This is a genomic window from Nostoc sp. CALU 546 (genome assembly GCF_048836525.1).
In genome coordinates this window covers 15582-30799 of sequence record NZ_JAWJTF010000062.1, presented here as the reverse complement: position 1 = coordinate 30799, position 15218 = coordinate 15582, and the positions used below count along the sequence as shown (strand labels likewise).

Annotated in this window: 14 protein-coding genes and 1 tRNA gene; 9 read left to right on the top strand and 6 right to left on the bottom strand. The window is 40.6% G+C overall.

Annotation, left to right across the window (positions count from 1 at the left end; genetic code table 11):
* Positions 1–159: 159 nt before the first annotated feature.
* The 3 genes from RRG12_RS26185 to RRG12_RS26175 form a co-directional block, all read right to left on the bottom strand.
* Entirely contained in the window at positions 160–378 is a 219-nt protein-coding gene (locus RRG12_RS26185; protein WP_420761188.1) for a hypothetical protein, read from the bottom strand.
* 253 nt (positions 379–631) lie between these two features.
* On the bottom strand, positions 632–820 hold the full coding sequence (locus RRG12_RS26180) for a hypothetical protein (RefSeq protein WP_420761187.1): 189 nt from the start codon (positions 818–820) through the stop codon (positions 632–634).
* A 169-nt stretch (positions 821–989) separates the two neighbouring features.
* Entirely contained in the window at positions 990–1178 is a 189-nt protein-coding gene (locus RRG12_RS26175; protein WP_420761186.1) for a hypothetical protein, read from the bottom strand.
* Between the two features lie 500 nt (positions 1179–1678).
* On the opposite strand from RRG12_RS26175, the gene RRG12_RS26170 reads away from it, so the two are divergent.
* Together RRG12_RS26170 and RRG12_RS26165 are read left to right on the top strand one after the other, a co-directional pair.
* Positions 1679–1960, top strand: a complete 282-nt coding sequence (locus tag RRG12_RS26170; RefSeq protein WP_420761185.1) for a hypothetical protein — start codon at positions 1679–1681, stop codon at positions 1958–1960.
* Positions 1961–2826: 866 nt separating this feature from the next.
* Positions 2827–3000 carry a hypothetical protein gene (locus tag RRG12_RS26165; protein ID WP_420761184.1) on the top strand — a complete coding sequence of 58 codons (174 nt, stop codon included), beginning with the start codon at positions 2827–2829 and terminating at the stop codon, positions 2998–3000.
* 248 nt (positions 3001–3248) lie between these two features.
* Here RRG12_RS26165 and RRG12_RS26160 read toward each other — a convergent pair whose 3' ends face one another.
* Entirely contained in the window at positions 3249–3491 is a 243-nt protein-coding gene (locus RRG12_RS26160) for a hypothetical protein (RefSeq protein WP_420761183.1), read from the bottom strand.
* Here RRG12_RS26160 and RRG12_RS26155 point away from each other — a divergent pair.
* From RRG12_RS26155 to RRG12_RS26145, 3 genes are all read left to right on the top strand, one after another.
* Positions 3484–4122, top strand: a complete 639-nt coding sequence (locus tag RRG12_RS26155) for a lysophospholipid acyltransferase family protein (RefSeq protein WP_420761182.1) — start codon at positions 3484–3486, stop codon at positions 4120–4122. The two genes, RRG12_RS26160 and RRG12_RS26155, sit on opposite strands and share 8 nt — an antisense overlap.
* 155 nt (positions 4123–4277) lie before the next feature.
* A complete protein-coding gene (locus tag RRG12_RS26150) occupies positions 4278–5315 on the top strand; it encodes an AI-2E family transporter (protein WP_420761181.1) in 1038 nt (345 codons plus the stop codon).
* An 84-nt stretch (positions 5316–5399) separates the two neighbouring features.
* Positions 5400–5696, top strand: a complete 297-nt coding sequence (locus RRG12_RS26145; protein WP_420761180.1) for a DUF2288 domain-containing protein — start codon at positions 5400–5402, stop codon at positions 5694–5696.
* Positions 5697–5845: 149 nt separating this feature from the next.
* On the opposite strand, the gene RRG12_RS26140 is transcribed toward RRG12_RS26145, so the two are convergent.
* Complete coding sequence (locus tag RRG12_RS26140; RefSeq protein WP_420761179.1) at positions 5846–7798, bottom strand: SPFH domain-containing protein; 1953 nt, start codon at positions 7796–7798, stop codon at positions 5846–5848.
* 20 nt (positions 7799–7818) lie between these two features.
* The gene (locus RRG12_RS26135) at positions 7819–8490 is read right to left on the bottom strand and encodes a DUF1449 domain-containing protein (protein WP_420761178.1); all 672 of its coding nucleotides are present in this window, start codon (positions 8488–8490) and stop codon (positions 7819–7821) included.
* A gap of 845 nt (positions 8491–9335) precedes the next feature.
* Between RRG12_RS26135 and RRG12_RS26130 the strand changes: the two genes are divergently transcribed.
* From RRG12_RS26130 to RRG12_RS26115, 4 genes are all read left to right on the top strand, one after another.
* Positions 9336–11759 carry an endonuclease MutS2 gene (locus RRG12_RS26130; RefSeq protein ID WP_420761206.1) on the top strand — a complete coding sequence of 808 codons (2424 nt, stop codon included), beginning with the start codon at positions 9336–9338 and terminating at the stop codon, positions 11757–11759.
* 237 nt (positions 11760–11996) lie between these two features.
* Positions 11997–13121 carry an alpha-hydroxy acid oxidase gene (locus RRG12_RS26125; RefSeq protein WP_420761177.1) on the top strand — a complete coding sequence of 375 codons (1125 nt, stop codon included), beginning with the start codon at positions 11997–11999 and terminating at the stop codon, positions 13119–13121.
* 106 nt (positions 13122–13227) lie between these two features.
* Positions 13228–13311, top strand: a tRNA-Leu gene (locus RRG12_RS26120).
* Positions 13312–14078: 767 nt separating this feature from the next.
* Positions 14079–14876, top strand: coding sequence for a WecB/TagA/CpsF family glycosyltransferase (locus RRG12_RS26115; protein WP_069073711.1), 798 nt, complete (start codon positions 14079–14081; stop codon positions 14874–14876).
* Positions 14877–15218 lie beyond the last annotated feature (342 nt).

Here is a 15218-nt window from a genome sequence, read left to right as displayed (position 1 = left end):
AGCTTTTAGGCAGCTTGATTATTCAAAAATCAAATAGGAGTCCTATAGCAGTCCTAAATTATTTATGAAATTTTCTGTAATTCTGTACATGATAAATTTCACAATTTAGGTAAATGGTTTAGCGATAAGTTTTTATTTTTGGAGAGTGAAGGAAGAGGGTTATGGGGTTTTGTTGCTACCAGGGGCTGGCAGCACATCAATTGCAAACAGAAAGGCTGTATTCAGTGCTTCCGGGCTAGCTGCCAAACGAGGATTGAGCGCACGTAAAACGGTGAGATACGCAGCAGCAGTTTGGAGACCACCGCCACTGATAGTAGCAGATTCCTCATTGGATATTTCGTTTAACAATTCGTTATTTTCAATATCAATAATTTGCATATTCTTTGGTCATTAATTAACAGAATGAGAATGAAGATTTGAAACGAATACTCAATGCGAGATATTCCCAAACGAGACTGAACGGCTAAGAAAGAAACTGTCTATTTTCTATTTTTATAGGAGGTGTAATAAATGCGCCCAGCCTAATCACGCTGACGTGGCGAGTATCTGATCGAATTTATTGGAACTGAGCAGGGCGCATTCTTCACCTCAGCTTATGAAAATAAGCTTATGGGATGACAAAAAACGATTATTAACCTTCTTTCAGTGTGCCAATTGTAAACAGCAACGTAGTATTTCTAGGGTCAGCAATGCCAAATGCTGTTGCTACTGTATTATAATTAGCACCAGATGCGAGATTACCGCCTTTAATGCTAACAGATTCTTCAATGGAGATTTCTTGGCACAGTTCGTTATTTTTGAGGTCGATAATTTGCAACATGTTGTGTTCTCCTTAATTAACAGAATGAGAGTGAAGAGTGAAGGTGTAATAAATGCGCCCAGCCTAATCACGCTGACGTGGCAAGTATCTGATCGAATTTATTGGAACTGAGCAGGGCGCATTTTCACCTCAGCTTATGAAAATAAGCTTATGGGATGACAAAAAACGATTATTGACCTTCTTTCAGTGCGCCCATTGTAAACAGCAACGTAGTATTTGCGTCAGCAATGCCAAATGCTGTTGCTACTGTATTATAATTAGCACCAGATGCGAGATTACCGCCTTTAATGCTAACAGATTCTTCAATGGAGATTTCTTGGCACAGTTCGTTATTTTTGAGGTCGATAATTTGCAGCATGTTGTGTTCTCCTTAATTAGCAGAATCAGGATTAAGAATTCAGTGGCACTTTTTCATAGCGAAAAGGTACACACATCGCTAACAGTCACAGTTCACATCAAGATAAATATTCAAGTAAAATGTTTGCTGATGGTCAAACTTCCTTGTCTATTTATGTGTGAACTTAGTAGTGAACCGTTCCTACTTTCTTGAACGAACACTCAATGCAAAATATTTCAAAAATTGATCGCAAAAGTTGGCACTAATATCTCATATTGAATGGCTGATAGTATCAGAACCTTATTCAGGTATGGGAGACATAAGTAGGTGGTTTCTTATTTCATTCATAATAGGGACAACACCTGTTTTGCAATATGCCAATTTTTGTTACTAGTTTTGGAATATTTTACGTTGACTATTCGTTCAAGAGAGTAGATTAGACAAAGCAAAGCAAAATCAAGCACAGTCTAATCTTCTTTATTTTTTGAAAGACAATTCATTTAGCATTAAGGAGTCCTTTAATGGCAAACGTCAAAATCGATGAACTATATCTTACATATTCTGATTTGTTGCAAAATTCTGAAAACTATCTTAATGAGGTAGCTGATCATGAGATGCAATTAATCAAAGGAGGTTTCCTTGGTGGAAATGGTGGAAATGGTGTAAATGGTGTAAATGGTGGAAATGGTGTAAATGGTGGAACTAATAGAAATGGTGGAAATGGTGGAACTAACCGAAGTGGTCGCCGCTATCCAATTGAACTTTCCGGCTTCCTTTACGAGGACGAAGGGTTCGGAAGGTAGTAAAGACTTTGTTGGCGGCGATCGCTATCCTCAAAGCTTTGAAATGTCGTAGTCGCTGACACCAGAAATTGCGGTTTACATGAATTCGCTAACAGAGTCAGCAAAACTATCACCAGCCGCCATGCAAAAGCTGAAACGCTTATCTATAAGCAGCCTCATAAAAATTGTTCAATGATTGATCCCTCAATTTACCTTTGAGGGAAACTAAGGTGAAATTGCTCGGCAGACTCCAACCTTGAGTTTTTTCTAGTAGGTTGAATTAGTTTACCGAGCAGCTTCTTTCCATCCACTCACGATTGGTGACAAGTTAAGGCTGTAACTCAGTTATCTGGATGCCTAAGCAAGGAAATCACCCTCTTGACTCGGCTATAAAACCGTGCATGAAACGTTAAATTCACACGGCTCCTCAGTGATTCGGTGCTTTGTCAAGCACACTATAAATTCCGAGTTAAAAGGGATTCAAAAGAGTCTGATTTTTTGCCCTGTTTGAATAACAATTCATTTGCATTAAGGAGTAATTTAATGGCTAACATCAAAATCGATGAGATGTGTCTTGTATCTCATAATTCATTGCAAAATTCTAATTCGGCAAGCTTTTTCAATGATATAGCTGATGAAGAAATGCAATCTATTATAGGAGGGTACTGGGTAGAGTACTGCGAATGGGTATGGTATTACTAAGAGTTCGTTCATAGTTGACTAGCATAACTAATCAACTGGGAAATTAATTAGAACAACATTGCGACTATCCCCGACTTGCTATTGCTAAAGTCGGGGCTGAATAGCCCTTAATTAAGGTAGAAGCAAATTACAATGACTTTCTGCCCATTTTGAATGACAATTAATTTGCAATAAGGATTACTTTAATGACTAACAGCAAAATCGATGAACTGTTTCTTATATCTGATAATTTACTGCATAATTCTGAAAGCTTTCTCCATGAACTAGCTAATGATGAAATGCAATCTATTAAGGGAGGTTGTATGGAATGTTCCCACAACTACAACGGCAACTACAATGATGAATGGTGGTACTATTAAGTGTGAGTTATTAGTCCTCCATAAAAAATTTTGCAAGTTTTGGAATATTTTGTGTTGAGTCTTGATTCAATCATCGAGTCATTACTCAACGATAAAATAAGGGTTTCATCGTGCCAGGGTCAGTATTTGCAATTCTTTTAGTGCATAGTATGTACGTACTCTGCACTAAAAAGAAATTTTATCTGCGTCTACTTCCCCCTTCTTCACCCTTGGATTACACCCTAAAAGTCCCTCCACTTCGGTTCGGTTTAATCAAGGTTGGCAATCGCGCGAGTTTTCTCTTTCTCGTACTTAACGCTGATTCGCCCTTGTTGTAGGTAACGCTCAAGCGCCCGGACACTCACGTTAAAAAAGTCTGCTGCAAAGATTTCTAGATTTAGTTTTCCCCAATGGGTGAAGCAATTCATATCTATAGCTTTTTTGCGTTTGATCTGGACGTTGCGATCGCTTATGCTAAATTCAGTTTGATTTGCATTATCTTCTGTGGACAAAAACCGCGAACCGTTTATCAGTCTGGCACTTTACCACGCCTTTAAATGGTCAGTCGTCAGCCCCATGCTTCACGCTTACTTTCGGGGCCGGATTTATGGTACGGAAAATGTCCCTCAATCAGGGCCGCTACTGATAGTAAGTAATCACGCTAGTTACTTTGACCCGCCGATTGTCTCTAATTGTGTACGTCGTCCAGTGGCGTACATGGCTAAAGAAGAATTATTTGAGATTCCTATTTTGGCGCAAGCGATTAAATTGTACGGTGCTTACCCGGTGAGTCGGGGAAATGCCGATCGCAATGCCATCCGTTCCGCCCTAGAATATCTCAATAACGGCTGGGCTGTCGGTGTTTTTTTACAAGGTACTCGCACCCCAGATGGTCGAATTACAGACCCCAAAAGAGGCGCATTGCTGCTGGCGGCGAAAGCAAAAGCCCCAATATTGCCGGTGAGTGTCTGGGGTACTGAGGATATTTTACAAAAAGGCTCGAAAATACCTCACGCAGTTCCCATCACTGTGAGAATTGGTAACTTGATTGATGCTCCTAGTTCCAGCAATAAAGAAGAATTGGAAGCTTTGACACAAAAGTGTGCCACGGTAATTAACCAGATGCATGATTTGGGAAGATGAGTTAGAAAAGCTCAGATATATGCTTTAGGGAGGTAGCGATCGCTCCTTAGCCTCTGTATGTTTAAGGTCAATGTGCTCTAGCAATGAAGTCTAACTTTGTGCTTAAATGCAACTGCTAGGCAAATCTACCATCTATAATTCACCCTAAACAGCATATGAGCGGCTTTGAAGCCAAGAATCTTTGGGAGCGATTAAATAATCTGGCGTTAGTCCGCTTTCTGCTTTTAGTTGCTTCTGGCTGGGCAATTGTACAGCTTTTAGCTTATTTTGAAGCAGTCATTGTTATTTTCACATTCGCTGCAATTTTAGCCTTTTTACTCAGCTATCCCGTACAAGGACTGCGGCGTTTTTTACCCCACGGTGTAGCTGTTGCTCTTGTTTTCTTGCTCAGTATTGTGATTATAGGCGGTCTGATAATTACTGTGGGCTTAACGGTTTTATCTCAAGGACAACAATTAATTGATAGTATCACTGCGTTTTTAAATTCTTTAGTACCTCTATTAGAGCGAATCGAAGGAATTTTGCGAAGCCGTAATTTGCAGATAGATTTAAGTTTCATTGAAGAACAACTGCGGAACCAAGCTGTCTCAACTCTTGTGACTAGTTTAGCTATTCTACAAGGGTTTATGACAAACTTTGTGACTTTTGTCTTAATTGCAGTTGTGGCTTTCTTCATGTTATTAGATGGAGACAAGCTGTGGAACTTTATTTTAAAAATTGTACCAAAACATCGCCGCAATAGATTTACAATTATAATCAGAAAGTCATTTTTAGGATTTTTTAGAGGTCAGTTATTATTAAGTGCATTTCTGACAAGTACGACTTTCCTAGTTTTCTTAATATTACAAGTACCTTTTGCTTTAATATTGGCAATAATAGTTGGAATTCTTGATATCATTCCTGGCATAGGAGCAACATTAGGAGTAAGCACAATTACTCTATTTGTGTTGTCTCAAGGTGTTTGGTTAGCATTGAAAGTATTGATAGCTTGTATTATCCTCCAGCAGATACAAGACAACTTGATTGCACCCCGGATTATGCAAGGTGCGCTGAATCTTAATCCTGTAGTGGTGTTTTTTGCTTTGCTAGTAGGTGCTAAAGTAGCAGGATTACTAGGAGTTTTTATATCTATTCCCATTGCTGGAGTAATTGTATCTTTATTTGAGATTGATGAGATGAAGGCAGAGGTTTAGTCATTTGTCATTCGTCATTTGTCAGGAACTAGGAACTAGTGAATAATGTAAAAATAGCTATCTATAAATCAATATTGGGAAGTGATGTCGGATTTAAGAGCAGAATTGACAGAAATTTTGGATGAGGCAGAGTGGGAGTGGCTAATTCCTCATGTACAACGAGATGCAGTTATTTTGGTGGCACCTGATTTAAACTTGATTGATGTTGGAGTAGCGATCGCTAGTGATAATATTCCATCAGTGGAACAGTGGATTGATGAACAATTGATTACCAAACCCACGACAGTACAAGTTGGAGAATGGAACCTTAACCGCAGTAAGCGATTTAATACCCTGATTGTGCAGCCTTACGTTTTAGCACAAGAAATAGCCGCTGCTTAACCAAAATTTGCTGAAGAAGAAGTCAGAATTCAGAAGTCAGAATTCAGAATAGTTAAAGAATCAGAATAAGATTTGATGAATAAATTATACTGGACTCATTATAAATTCTGACTTCTGACTCCTGGGTGCTGAATTCTTACAATTACGAATTACGAATTAGTTTCTGTGTTGTTTTCGATGACAGTTGGTGTTGGGGTAGTTTCTAAAGAAATGTGGCTTGGTGTGCCAGTTATTACTTGGTTATTGCCACGCACTAGCTGGCTGACTTGACCGATTAATTCGCCTAATTTACCTTCGTCAAGTAAAGTATTGATTAAAGAAAGTCCGCTTGTGGATAGTAGCAATTTGTTAATATCTTGACTGCCACTACTACCATTCGCGCCAGGAAATGAATAAATGCGAGTATCTCCTAAAACTCCCGGCTGTGGTGCTAATGCGGTAACAATTTCTGGTAGTTTATCGGCTAATTCTGGCCAAATAGTGGTGATAATTTTGGCAGTGAGATTGGCGTTACTAATGGAATTTTCGGCGTTAATTTTTGCTTGAATACCTTCTGCTTCTGCTAAAACTCTATCTCGGTTAGCTGCTGCTAGGGTGCGAATTGCTTCAGCTTCTAAGTCTGCTGCTTGTTGGGCGATTTCTGCTTGACGGCGACGGCGGAAAGCATCGATTTCTACTACGTTGCGATCGCCAATACTCCGTTCTTCGGCTTCTCGTTCCGCAGCAATCACCGATAGACGTTTGTTGCGTTCGGCTTTTTCAACTTCACCTGCTGTCTTAACTGATTCCTCTGCTTTGGCTTGTTGTGCTTGTGCAACAAAGCTTTCGCGTTTTTTGTTTGCAATAGCGATCGCTACATCTTCTTGAGCTAGTCTTGCCAATCGTTCTGACTCAGCTATCTGCACTTGTGCTTGTAGCTTTCCAGATTCTACACTCTGTTGACGTAAAATCTCTGCAAGCTCAGATTCTTGTTTTTGCAATGTTTGCGCTACATTTAGCTGTTTATTGCGTTCTTCTAGGGAAATATCAGCTTCAATTTGGCTTTGCTGCACCGATAATTTTTTGCGAATTTCTTCTTCTTCAATTGATTTTTCTTGCAAAATTTTAGTACGGCGTACTGTTGCAGCTTCCCGATCTTTGGATTCTTGAATTTCGCGTTCTTTCTGTGCTTTTAGTGCTTCTACTTGCAATTTTTGCTCCAGTTTCGCACTTTCTTGCTCTTGGGCAATTTGTAGCGATCGCTTTTGGGCATCTAGTTCTTTTTGCTCAATTGTCACTTGTGCTGCTAACTCAACTTCCCGTTTTTGTTGAATTGAGCGCTGAATAATTTCTGTTCGCAAACGCACACCTTGAGCATCAAAGAAGTTATCTGGATCATAGGTAACACTTTCTAATATTTCGGAAATGGCGATGTTATTTAGAGTTAATCCGACTTTTTTCAAATCCGTGCCAACTAAGTTCAACACCTCCTGAGCAAACCCCAATTTATCAGAGTCAATTTCTGCTAAATCCTTAGTTTTAGCTGCTGCTCTAATTGCATCATCTGCTCTTTTTTCTAAAGCGTTTTTAATATCTTCAGGAGTAATTTTGCTGCCATTTTGAGATAGTCTAGCGGCTGCTGTTAAAACATCGTCTTCGGAGGCATTAATACATACATAAAAAGTGACTCGAATATCTGCTCGTAAGTAATCTTTAGTCCGAACTGCAAGTTTACCAGTACGTTCCACATCAATGGAAATTTCTCGCAGAGGTACGCGAGTTAGCTGATGAAATCCTGGTAGAACAATACAACCCCCATACAAAATCACTGATTTCTTTTTGATAAAAAGACCCCCAGTTCTCACGAAAGCTTCGTTATTGGGTGTCACTACATAAACCCGCGTATAAGCAAACAGGCTAAATAGTAGTAATAAAACTAAAGCAGCAATAATTCCCGGAAATACTAATCCCCCATTAATTTGGGCAATACTCGGCTGGATTCTGACTGGGAGTGTCTGAGAAATTAATGTTGTTTGCTTTTGTTGTGGTTGCAAATTAATTTGTGGAACTTCAGCTATTGCGACACTCGGTAAAGACTGGATAAAAGTTAACCAAAAAAGCATATTTTTTCCTCTCACTAAGTTTAATTTCTCTGGGATGAGTTAGTTAACCAGTGTTCTTCATCGGGACTATCTTTAGCAATAACTACATAAATTTGTACCTTGTGTTCAATGATTAAAACTTTTTCCCCACGTTGTGGTGCAATAGTTGCCCAGTCTGGTAGAACAGCACTAACTGTCAAAAGATTACGTTTTGTATCCAGCACATCTATTTGTCCAATTCTGCCCAGATTTTCCATAGGAATGTAAGCAGACGTAACAATACCAACACAACCTATCAAGCGATCGCTACTTGCATCCTCGCTAAACTCGGCAAAAATCTTGCCAATTGGTCGTGCTATCAATCCTCCGATTAATAAACTGATAATCAGCGAACCAAATAATATAATACTCCCAATAAAACCAGTAATATTACTATTTGAATTTCCACTAATCCAAACATTTAACATCCAACCCAAAAGGCCCCACAAACTCATATCTGTTGCTAGTAACAATATGAGTGGTGCTTTACCAATACCTACCCATCCCAAGAATTGTCCAAAGCCCAATTCGCTATTGCTATCTGCATCGAGGTCTGCATCTACATCTGCATCAATATCTTGCCCTCCCCCACCGGAAATTATCATAAATAAAAATAGCAAGACTCCGATTCCCAGAAATATCCAATAAGGCAAGTTAGCTGGGCTAAACAGCATAATATTTCGTAAATGATATGTGCTGGTAGTTTCGTAACATCTAATTTGTTTATTAGATTAGTACTACAATTATAAATATAATAAACTACATTGCTTATTTACTGAAAATTCAACCATAAAAATATAAATTTAATTTTTATTTAATAAAATAATAATCTTCTTAAAGATTTGAATAAAATGTTAATCCAAGTTTAAATAAATAAAAACTATTTTGATTGTCAACAAGCATATAATTTTCAGATAAATAGTCGCATTATCATATAGGACTCATATTTGATTTCTGAAAAAACTCAGTACAACTAAGAAGCCTTTTTTCCTGTTGCCTGTTGCCTATTGCCTGTCTATGCAAATCCTTTCAGAAATCAAAGCGGATTCCTAATAGTGCATTAGAGGTTGTTTGAAAAGTAGTATGTTGTGATTTTAATCGAATTATTACCCCCCTTAATCCCCCCTTATAAAGGGGGGAAACAATAAAATTCAGTTCCCTCCCCTTTATAAGGGGAGGGCTAGGGTGGGGTAAAAAAATTTTATACATCAATCATGACTTTTCAAACATCCTCTTAGACGTAGGTTGGGTGGAGCGGAGCGCAACCCAACATATATCAGGATGTTGGCTTTGGCAAAGCCTCCAATGCCACTTGATACAACGCGGGGAACCCGCGCAACGCAGTGGCTCCCCAACCTACAATTTTTTTGCTTAGGGCGTTGCCCAGCCAACCAAAGCATCAGACTAAAATCCCAACAAAATTGATTGACTATTGACTAAAGCAAAATTTTCTCCTTTAAGATTTATCCATCTAGGAGCTAGAATTGTTACGATAATTTCAGATTAGATGTTGAAATCCTTGATCCAATCTGAAACCTTAGAACTATTAGAATGGCCTCGCCTCTGCCAGCATCTTGCCACCTTTGCGGCAACTAAGCTGGGGGCGACAGCTGCGCGTCATCTGAAAATACCCGATTCTCAGACCCAAAGCGAACAGTTGTTAGAGCAAACCAAAGAAGTCTACCAACTGGAAAATCGTCTAACCACTGGACTGTCATTTGAGGGAATTCAAGATATTGGCGATTCCTTAGAACGGGCAGAACGCGGTGGAATTTTGACGGGGGATGAACTGTTAGCGATCGCAACCACCCTCGCTGGTGCCAGAAATTTGCGCCGTGTCATTGACAATCAGGAAGATTTACCGATACTCACTGGGTTGGTTGCCGATTTGCGGACTTATCCAGAACTAGAACAGGAAATTCACCGCTGTATTGATGAACGGGCCCAGGTAACTGACCGCGCGAGTCTAAAACTGGGAGAAATTCGCACAGATTTGCGGCGATTACGCAGCCAAATTACTCAAAAGCTGCAAAATATCTTACAAGCAAAATCTGGAGCAGTTCAAGAACAGCTAATTACGCAACGGGGCGATCGCTATGTCATCCCCGTAAAAGCACCTCAAAAAGATGCCATTCCCGGTATTGTCCACGATACCTCTACCAGCGGTGCGACGTTGTACGTGGAACCGAATTCAGTAGTGCCTCTAGGCAACCAACTGCGGCAGATTATCAGAAGAGAACAAGCCGAAGAAGAAGCGGTTCGCCGTGTTTTGACGGAACAAGTCGCCGCAGTCAAACCAGATTTGGAGAGATTATTAGCGATCGCCACCACTTTGGATTTGGCAACCGCTAGATCGCGCTATAGTTACTGGCTAGGAGCGAATCCCCCGCGATTTATCCAGCGGAAAGATAATGAAATCATTACCTTGCGAAACTTACGACATCCCCTGTTAGTGTGGCAACAACAGCACGAACAAGGGCAACCAGTAGTTCCTGTAGATTTGCTGATAAACCCGCTAATTCGAGTAGTAACAATTACCGGGCCAAATACTGGCGGTAAAACTGTAACCTTAAAAACTTTGGGGTTAGCAGCATTGATGGCCAAAGTGGGTTTATTTGTCCCCGCCCGCGAACCAGTGGAAATACCTTGGTTTGATAAAGTGCTGGCAGATATTGGCGATGAACAATCCTTACAGCAAAGTTTATCCACATTCTCTGGTCACATCCGCCGGATTAGCCGGATTTTAGAAGCATTGGGAACTGCGGAAGCAGAGGGAGATGAGGGAGAGTCCAATGCCCCATGCCCCATGCCCCATGCCCTAGTTTTACTCGATGAAGTCGGCGCTGGAACCGATCCAGTTGAGGGTAGTGCTTTAGCGATCGCCTTGTTGCAATATCTTGCTAACCATGCCCAGCTAACGATCGCCACCACTCATTTCGGCGAACTAAAAGCCCTGAAATACGAAGACGAGCGGTTTGAAAATGCCTCTGTAGAATTTGACGAAAGTACTCTCTCACCTACTTATCGTCTACTTTGGGGCATCCCCGGACGTTCTAATGCCTTAACCATTGCCCTGCGCTTGGGATTAAAACCAGAAGTGGTAGAACAGGCAAAAACTCAAGTGGGAGAGGCCACAGATGAAGTTAACCAGGTGATTGCCGGGTTAGAAGCACAACGCCGCCGCCAGGAAACCAAAGCTGCCGAAGCCCAAATTTTGTTGCAGCAAGCGGAACGTTTATACAAAGAAGTATCAGCAAAAGCCGCAAGTTTGGAGGAGAGGGAAAGCAGTTTGCGGGCTTCACAGGAAGTAGCTGTAAAACAAGCGATCGCTCAGGCAAAAGGTGAAATTGCCCAAGTGATCCGCCGCTTGCAGAAAGGTACGCCCACAGCTCAAGAAGCACAGCAAGCCACCAATGCCTTGAATCAAATTGGCCAGCAATATCAGCCAGCAACGCCAGTAAAACCAAAAGCTGGATTTATGCCCAAAATAGGCGATCGCATTCGCGTTCCCAAACTGGGACAAACAGCCGATGTAATCACCGCCCCTAATGAAGATGGGGAATTAAGCGTTCGCTTTGGGCTAATGAAGATGAATGTGAAGTTGGAAGACGTAGAATCTCTAGATGGTCAAAAACCCGAACCAGTCGTCAAACCAAAACCAGCCCCACCAGCAGTAACTCCACCACCGCAAAATGTTCCAGAAATTCGGACTTCCCAAAATACCATCGATTTGCGTGGTAAACGGGTGGCTGATGCCGAATACATTTTAGATAAAGCCATTTCGGAAGCTACAGGCCCAGTCTGGATTATTCACGGGTATGGCACTGGTAAGTTGCGGCAAGGAGTTCATGCCTTTTTGCAACAGCATTCCAGAGTGAAAAACTACGAACCGGCAGAACAAGGAGACGGCGGCAGTGGTGTTACCGTTGCTTACATCAATTGACATACTCACCGAGAAAGAAGGGTCGGTGATTCTGGAGTAATAAGTAATAAGTAATAAGTAAATACCTATTTCTCATCTACTCGTTAATCATTACTCATTTACAGTCCTGTCACCGATGCGCTTTTAGCGTCTCGTAGAGAGCGTCATTGCGTTAGCAAAGCGGGGCGTTAGCAAGAGTGCGAATTGCGAATTGGTATAACCTTTCATCATCACCAAAAGTTGCCAAGAACCTTAATTATGTCTACTGACTTATCCAACAACGATCGCTTTCAACCCATTAACCTCTTTGAATACGAAAAATTAGCAAAAGAATGTCTGCCTCAAACGACACTCGATTACTATAGCAGTGGTGCTTGGGACGAAATCACATTGCAAGATAATCGTGATGCTTTTGAGCGAGTCAAGCTGCGACCTCGGATGTTAGTCGATGTGAGCGATCGCAATCTAACTACCTCTATTTTAGGACAACCCCTGCAACTACCTTTGTTAATCGCACCGATGGCTTTTCAATGCCTAGCTCATCGAGACGGAGAAGTTGCCACCGCCCTAGCTGCTGCATCAGCTGGTGTGGGCATGGTATTAAGTACAATGGCAACAAAAAGCATTGAAGAAGTGGCGACTGCATGTAATCAGTTTCCAGATTCTCTGCGATGGTTCCAGCTTTACATCCATAAAGATCGGGGATTAACTCGTGCTTTGGTAGAAAAAGCCTATAAAGCAGGTTACAAAGCACTTTGTCTAACTGTAGATGCACCTGTTCTCGGACAGAGAGAAAGAGATAAACGTAATGAATTTTCCTTACCCCTAGACTTACATCTGGCTAATCTAGCCACCATCTCAGGACTAGATATTTCCCATGAAAAAGGTGAATCTGGGTTATTTACCTATTTTGCCCAACAGCTAAACCCAGCAGTCACTTGGCACGATTTGGAATGGTTGCAATCTTTATCTCCACTACCTTTAGTGATCAAAGGAATTTTACGAGGAGATGATGCTGTGCGGGCTGTAGAATATGGAGCCAAAGCAATTGTTGTTTCCAACCATGGTGGCAGACAACTCGATGGTGCGATCGCTTCTTTAGATGCCCTAGCTGAAATAGTAACAGCAGTGGATGGTAAAGTAGAAGTGCTGTTGGATGGAGGCATTCGTAGGGGCACAGACATTCTCAAAGCCCTAGCATTAGGAGCAAAAGCAGTACTGATCGGACGACCTATTTTGTGGGGACTAGCAGTAGCAGGACAAATTGGCGTATCTCATGTCATCTCACTCCTACAAGATGAGTTAAATGTGGGAATGGCACTTAGCGGCTGTGCCAAACTACAGGATATTGACCCTAGTTTATTGACTGTGCCACGTTTTTAAGCCAGATACTTCTTAGAAGTGTTATTCCAGCAAAACTTTGAAAAATATTTTTCAGACTTGTTACAAAATCATTTAATTAGAGTATACTAGTTAAGGTTGGATATAAGGGCGGGTGGCGGAATTGGTAGACGCACCACACTCAAAATGTGGCGGCCTTACGGTCATAGGAGTTCGATTCTCCTCCTGCCCACTACCAGACAAGTGATAGAGAGGTTAAAAATTTATGCGCCTGAAACGATGGGAGTCTCCCCGTAAAGAAGGCAGGAATGACAAAGGTAGAGGCGGTTCTGCTAGGAAGCGTCAACTCAAAAAGCAAAGGCAAATGTTACTGCAAAGACTCAAGGAAACTAATAAACCAGAGAATAACAAAAATGAGAGAGCAGGGGAAGATAAGTTTATCTTCCCCTTATTTTTTTGGCTTTTATTTCAGAAAAAAATAAAATTTAGGAATTTTTCAATATATAGACTCAATTAAATCTTTGGAAAAGAATAATAAAAATTTATTAGTCATTCTTAAAAAGATACTAATTTGAATTAAACCTCTTAAGCCCATAATTACGTATCAAATCAGCAGACTAAGTGTCTAGAATTTTACATTTACACGCAAGCACGCTATGTAGCAAATGCTGCTTAGTTAAATATATATCCATAGGAATTTGTCGCAATTGTAATGTTTGCATGAACAAATCAAAAATTAATTATGAAGAAAGTATGAATTTTGTCAAATAGCGCCTAGAATTATCAGCTTAAAACAGTAAGCTAGGACAAAACACCAAAGAATCCTAGTGTTAGCGATTAAGCTAAAAGTATACTAAGAAGGTAATTGCACCTCCATGTGTTAACTTCCAACGATCACACAAACCTACAAAAAGTCAGGAGTAATCCAATCCAAATTATTCAATATTCGGAATGGTCTAGGTAATCTATGGATTTTTTTCTCGGACACAGGAGTTATTGATGGTGGCGAGAGTGTTTCTACCTACTAAAAAAGTGCTTGATTTTTCTATTACCGCTTTACGCTTTGACGATCAGGTACAAACAATACTTAAGTGGGCGAATAGGCGTGAGAGTAAAGCTGTATATGTAGCCAATGTACACATGCTCATTGAAGCTCATTGGAATCCAGAGTTTGCCACCGTATTACGAAATGCAGACATAGTTACTCCTGATGGTATGCCTCTCGTATGGATGATGCGAAAAATGGGAGCGCTCTACCAAGACCGTGTGGCAGGGATGGATATTTTCCTCGCATTGTGTCAGCGAACTCAAACACAAAATCTGAGTATTTTCTTTGTCGGTTCCCAAACAGAAATTCTTTCTAGAATGCAAAAAAGGTTAGAGCAGGAATTTCCGCAAATTAAGATTGCGGCGATGGAACCTCTACCCTTTCGTCCCCTGACTGAAACTGAAGATGAAGCTTTGGTTCAAAAGATTAATTCTAGTGGTGCCAGCACCGTCTTAGTATCTCTGGGATGTCCCAAACAAGAAAATTGGATAGCTCAACATAAGGGTAAAATACAAGCTGTAATGATTGGACTGGGTGGAGTTTTCCCAGTTTATGCAGGAATTCACAAGCGGGCACCCCGTATAGTTCGAGACTTAGGACTTGAATGGCTGTATCGATGGATTCAAGAACCGCGCCGACTTTGCGGCCGCTATGCTAAGACAATTCCACTCTTTATATGGCTGGCTACGAAGCAACTACTATCATCAAGTCGTATTGCAGCGGTCTTCCTTCACGAAACCGGAGACTGAAGGAAAAGGGCGTCGAATAAATGCCGGATGAATTGGCGGTTTAAACCATTGAAAATTCGTTCCAAATTGGGCGAAATCATCCCATGATTGAGTCTTCTGTAGACAACAACATTGTTGATAATATGTCAACTGTAATAATCGAAAAAATCTAAAACAAAAATAACATTACATTAACACAAGAATTATCAAAGTCACATTGCATCCAAGGCTTAAGAATCTAAGCAACAGGCATTTTGTGTAAAAATCTAATAGGCTCATCAATAAATTTTCTCCTAAAAGTACCTTGAATAGCTGCCAATTTTTAAAAAGATTGTGGTAGACTCTTCTAGGACTAATTACTTA

What these genes read in the sequence shown, in the direction of transcription:
- RRG12_RS26185 (WP_420761188.1), bottom strand. Translation starts at nt 378, where the DNA reads ATGCAAATTATTGATATTGAAAATAACGAATTGTTAAACGAAATATCC.
- RRG12_RS26180 (WP_420761187.1), bottom strand. Translation starts at nt 820, where the DNA reads ATGTTGCAAATTATCGACCTCAAAAATAACGAACTGTGCCAAGAAATC.
- RRG12_RS26175 (WP_420761186.1), bottom strand. Translation starts at nt 1,178, where the DNA reads ATGCTGCAAATTATCGACCTCAAAAATAACGAACTGTGCCAAGAAATC.
- RRG12_RS26170 (WP_420761185.1), top strand. Translation starts at nt 1,679, where the DNA reads ATGGCAAACGTCAAAATCGATGAACTATATCTTACATATTCTGATTTG.
- RRG12_RS26165 (WP_420761184.1), top strand. Translation starts at nt 2,827, where the DNA reads ATGACTAACAGCAAAATCGATGAACTGTTTCTTATATCTGATAATTTA.
- RRG12_RS26150 (WP_420761181.1), top strand. Translation starts at nt 4,278, where the DNA reads ATGAGCGGCTTTGAAGCCAAGAATCTTTGGGAGCGATTAAATAATCTG.
- RRG12_RS26145 (WP_420761180.1), top strand. Translation starts at nt 5,400, where the DNA reads ATGTCGGATTTAAGAGCAGAATTGACAGAAATTTTGGATGAGGCAGAG.
- RRG12_RS26140 (WP_420761179.1), bottom strand. Translation starts at nt 7,798, where the DNA reads ATGCTTTTTTGGTTAACTTTTATCCAGTCTTTACCGAGTGTCGCAATA.
- RRG12_RS26135 (WP_420761178.1), bottom strand. Translation starts at nt 8,490, where the DNA reads ATGCTGTTTAGCCCAGCTAACTTGCCTTATTGGATATTTCTGGGAATC.
- RRG12_RS26125 (WP_420761177.1), top strand. Translation starts at nt 11,997, where the DNA reads ATGTCTACTGACTTATCCAACAACGATCGCTTTCAACCCATTAACCTC.
- RRG12_RS26115 (WP_069073711.1), top strand. Translation starts at nt 14,079, where the DNA reads ATGGTGGCGAGAGTGTTTCTACCTACTAAAAAAGTGCTTGATTTTTCT.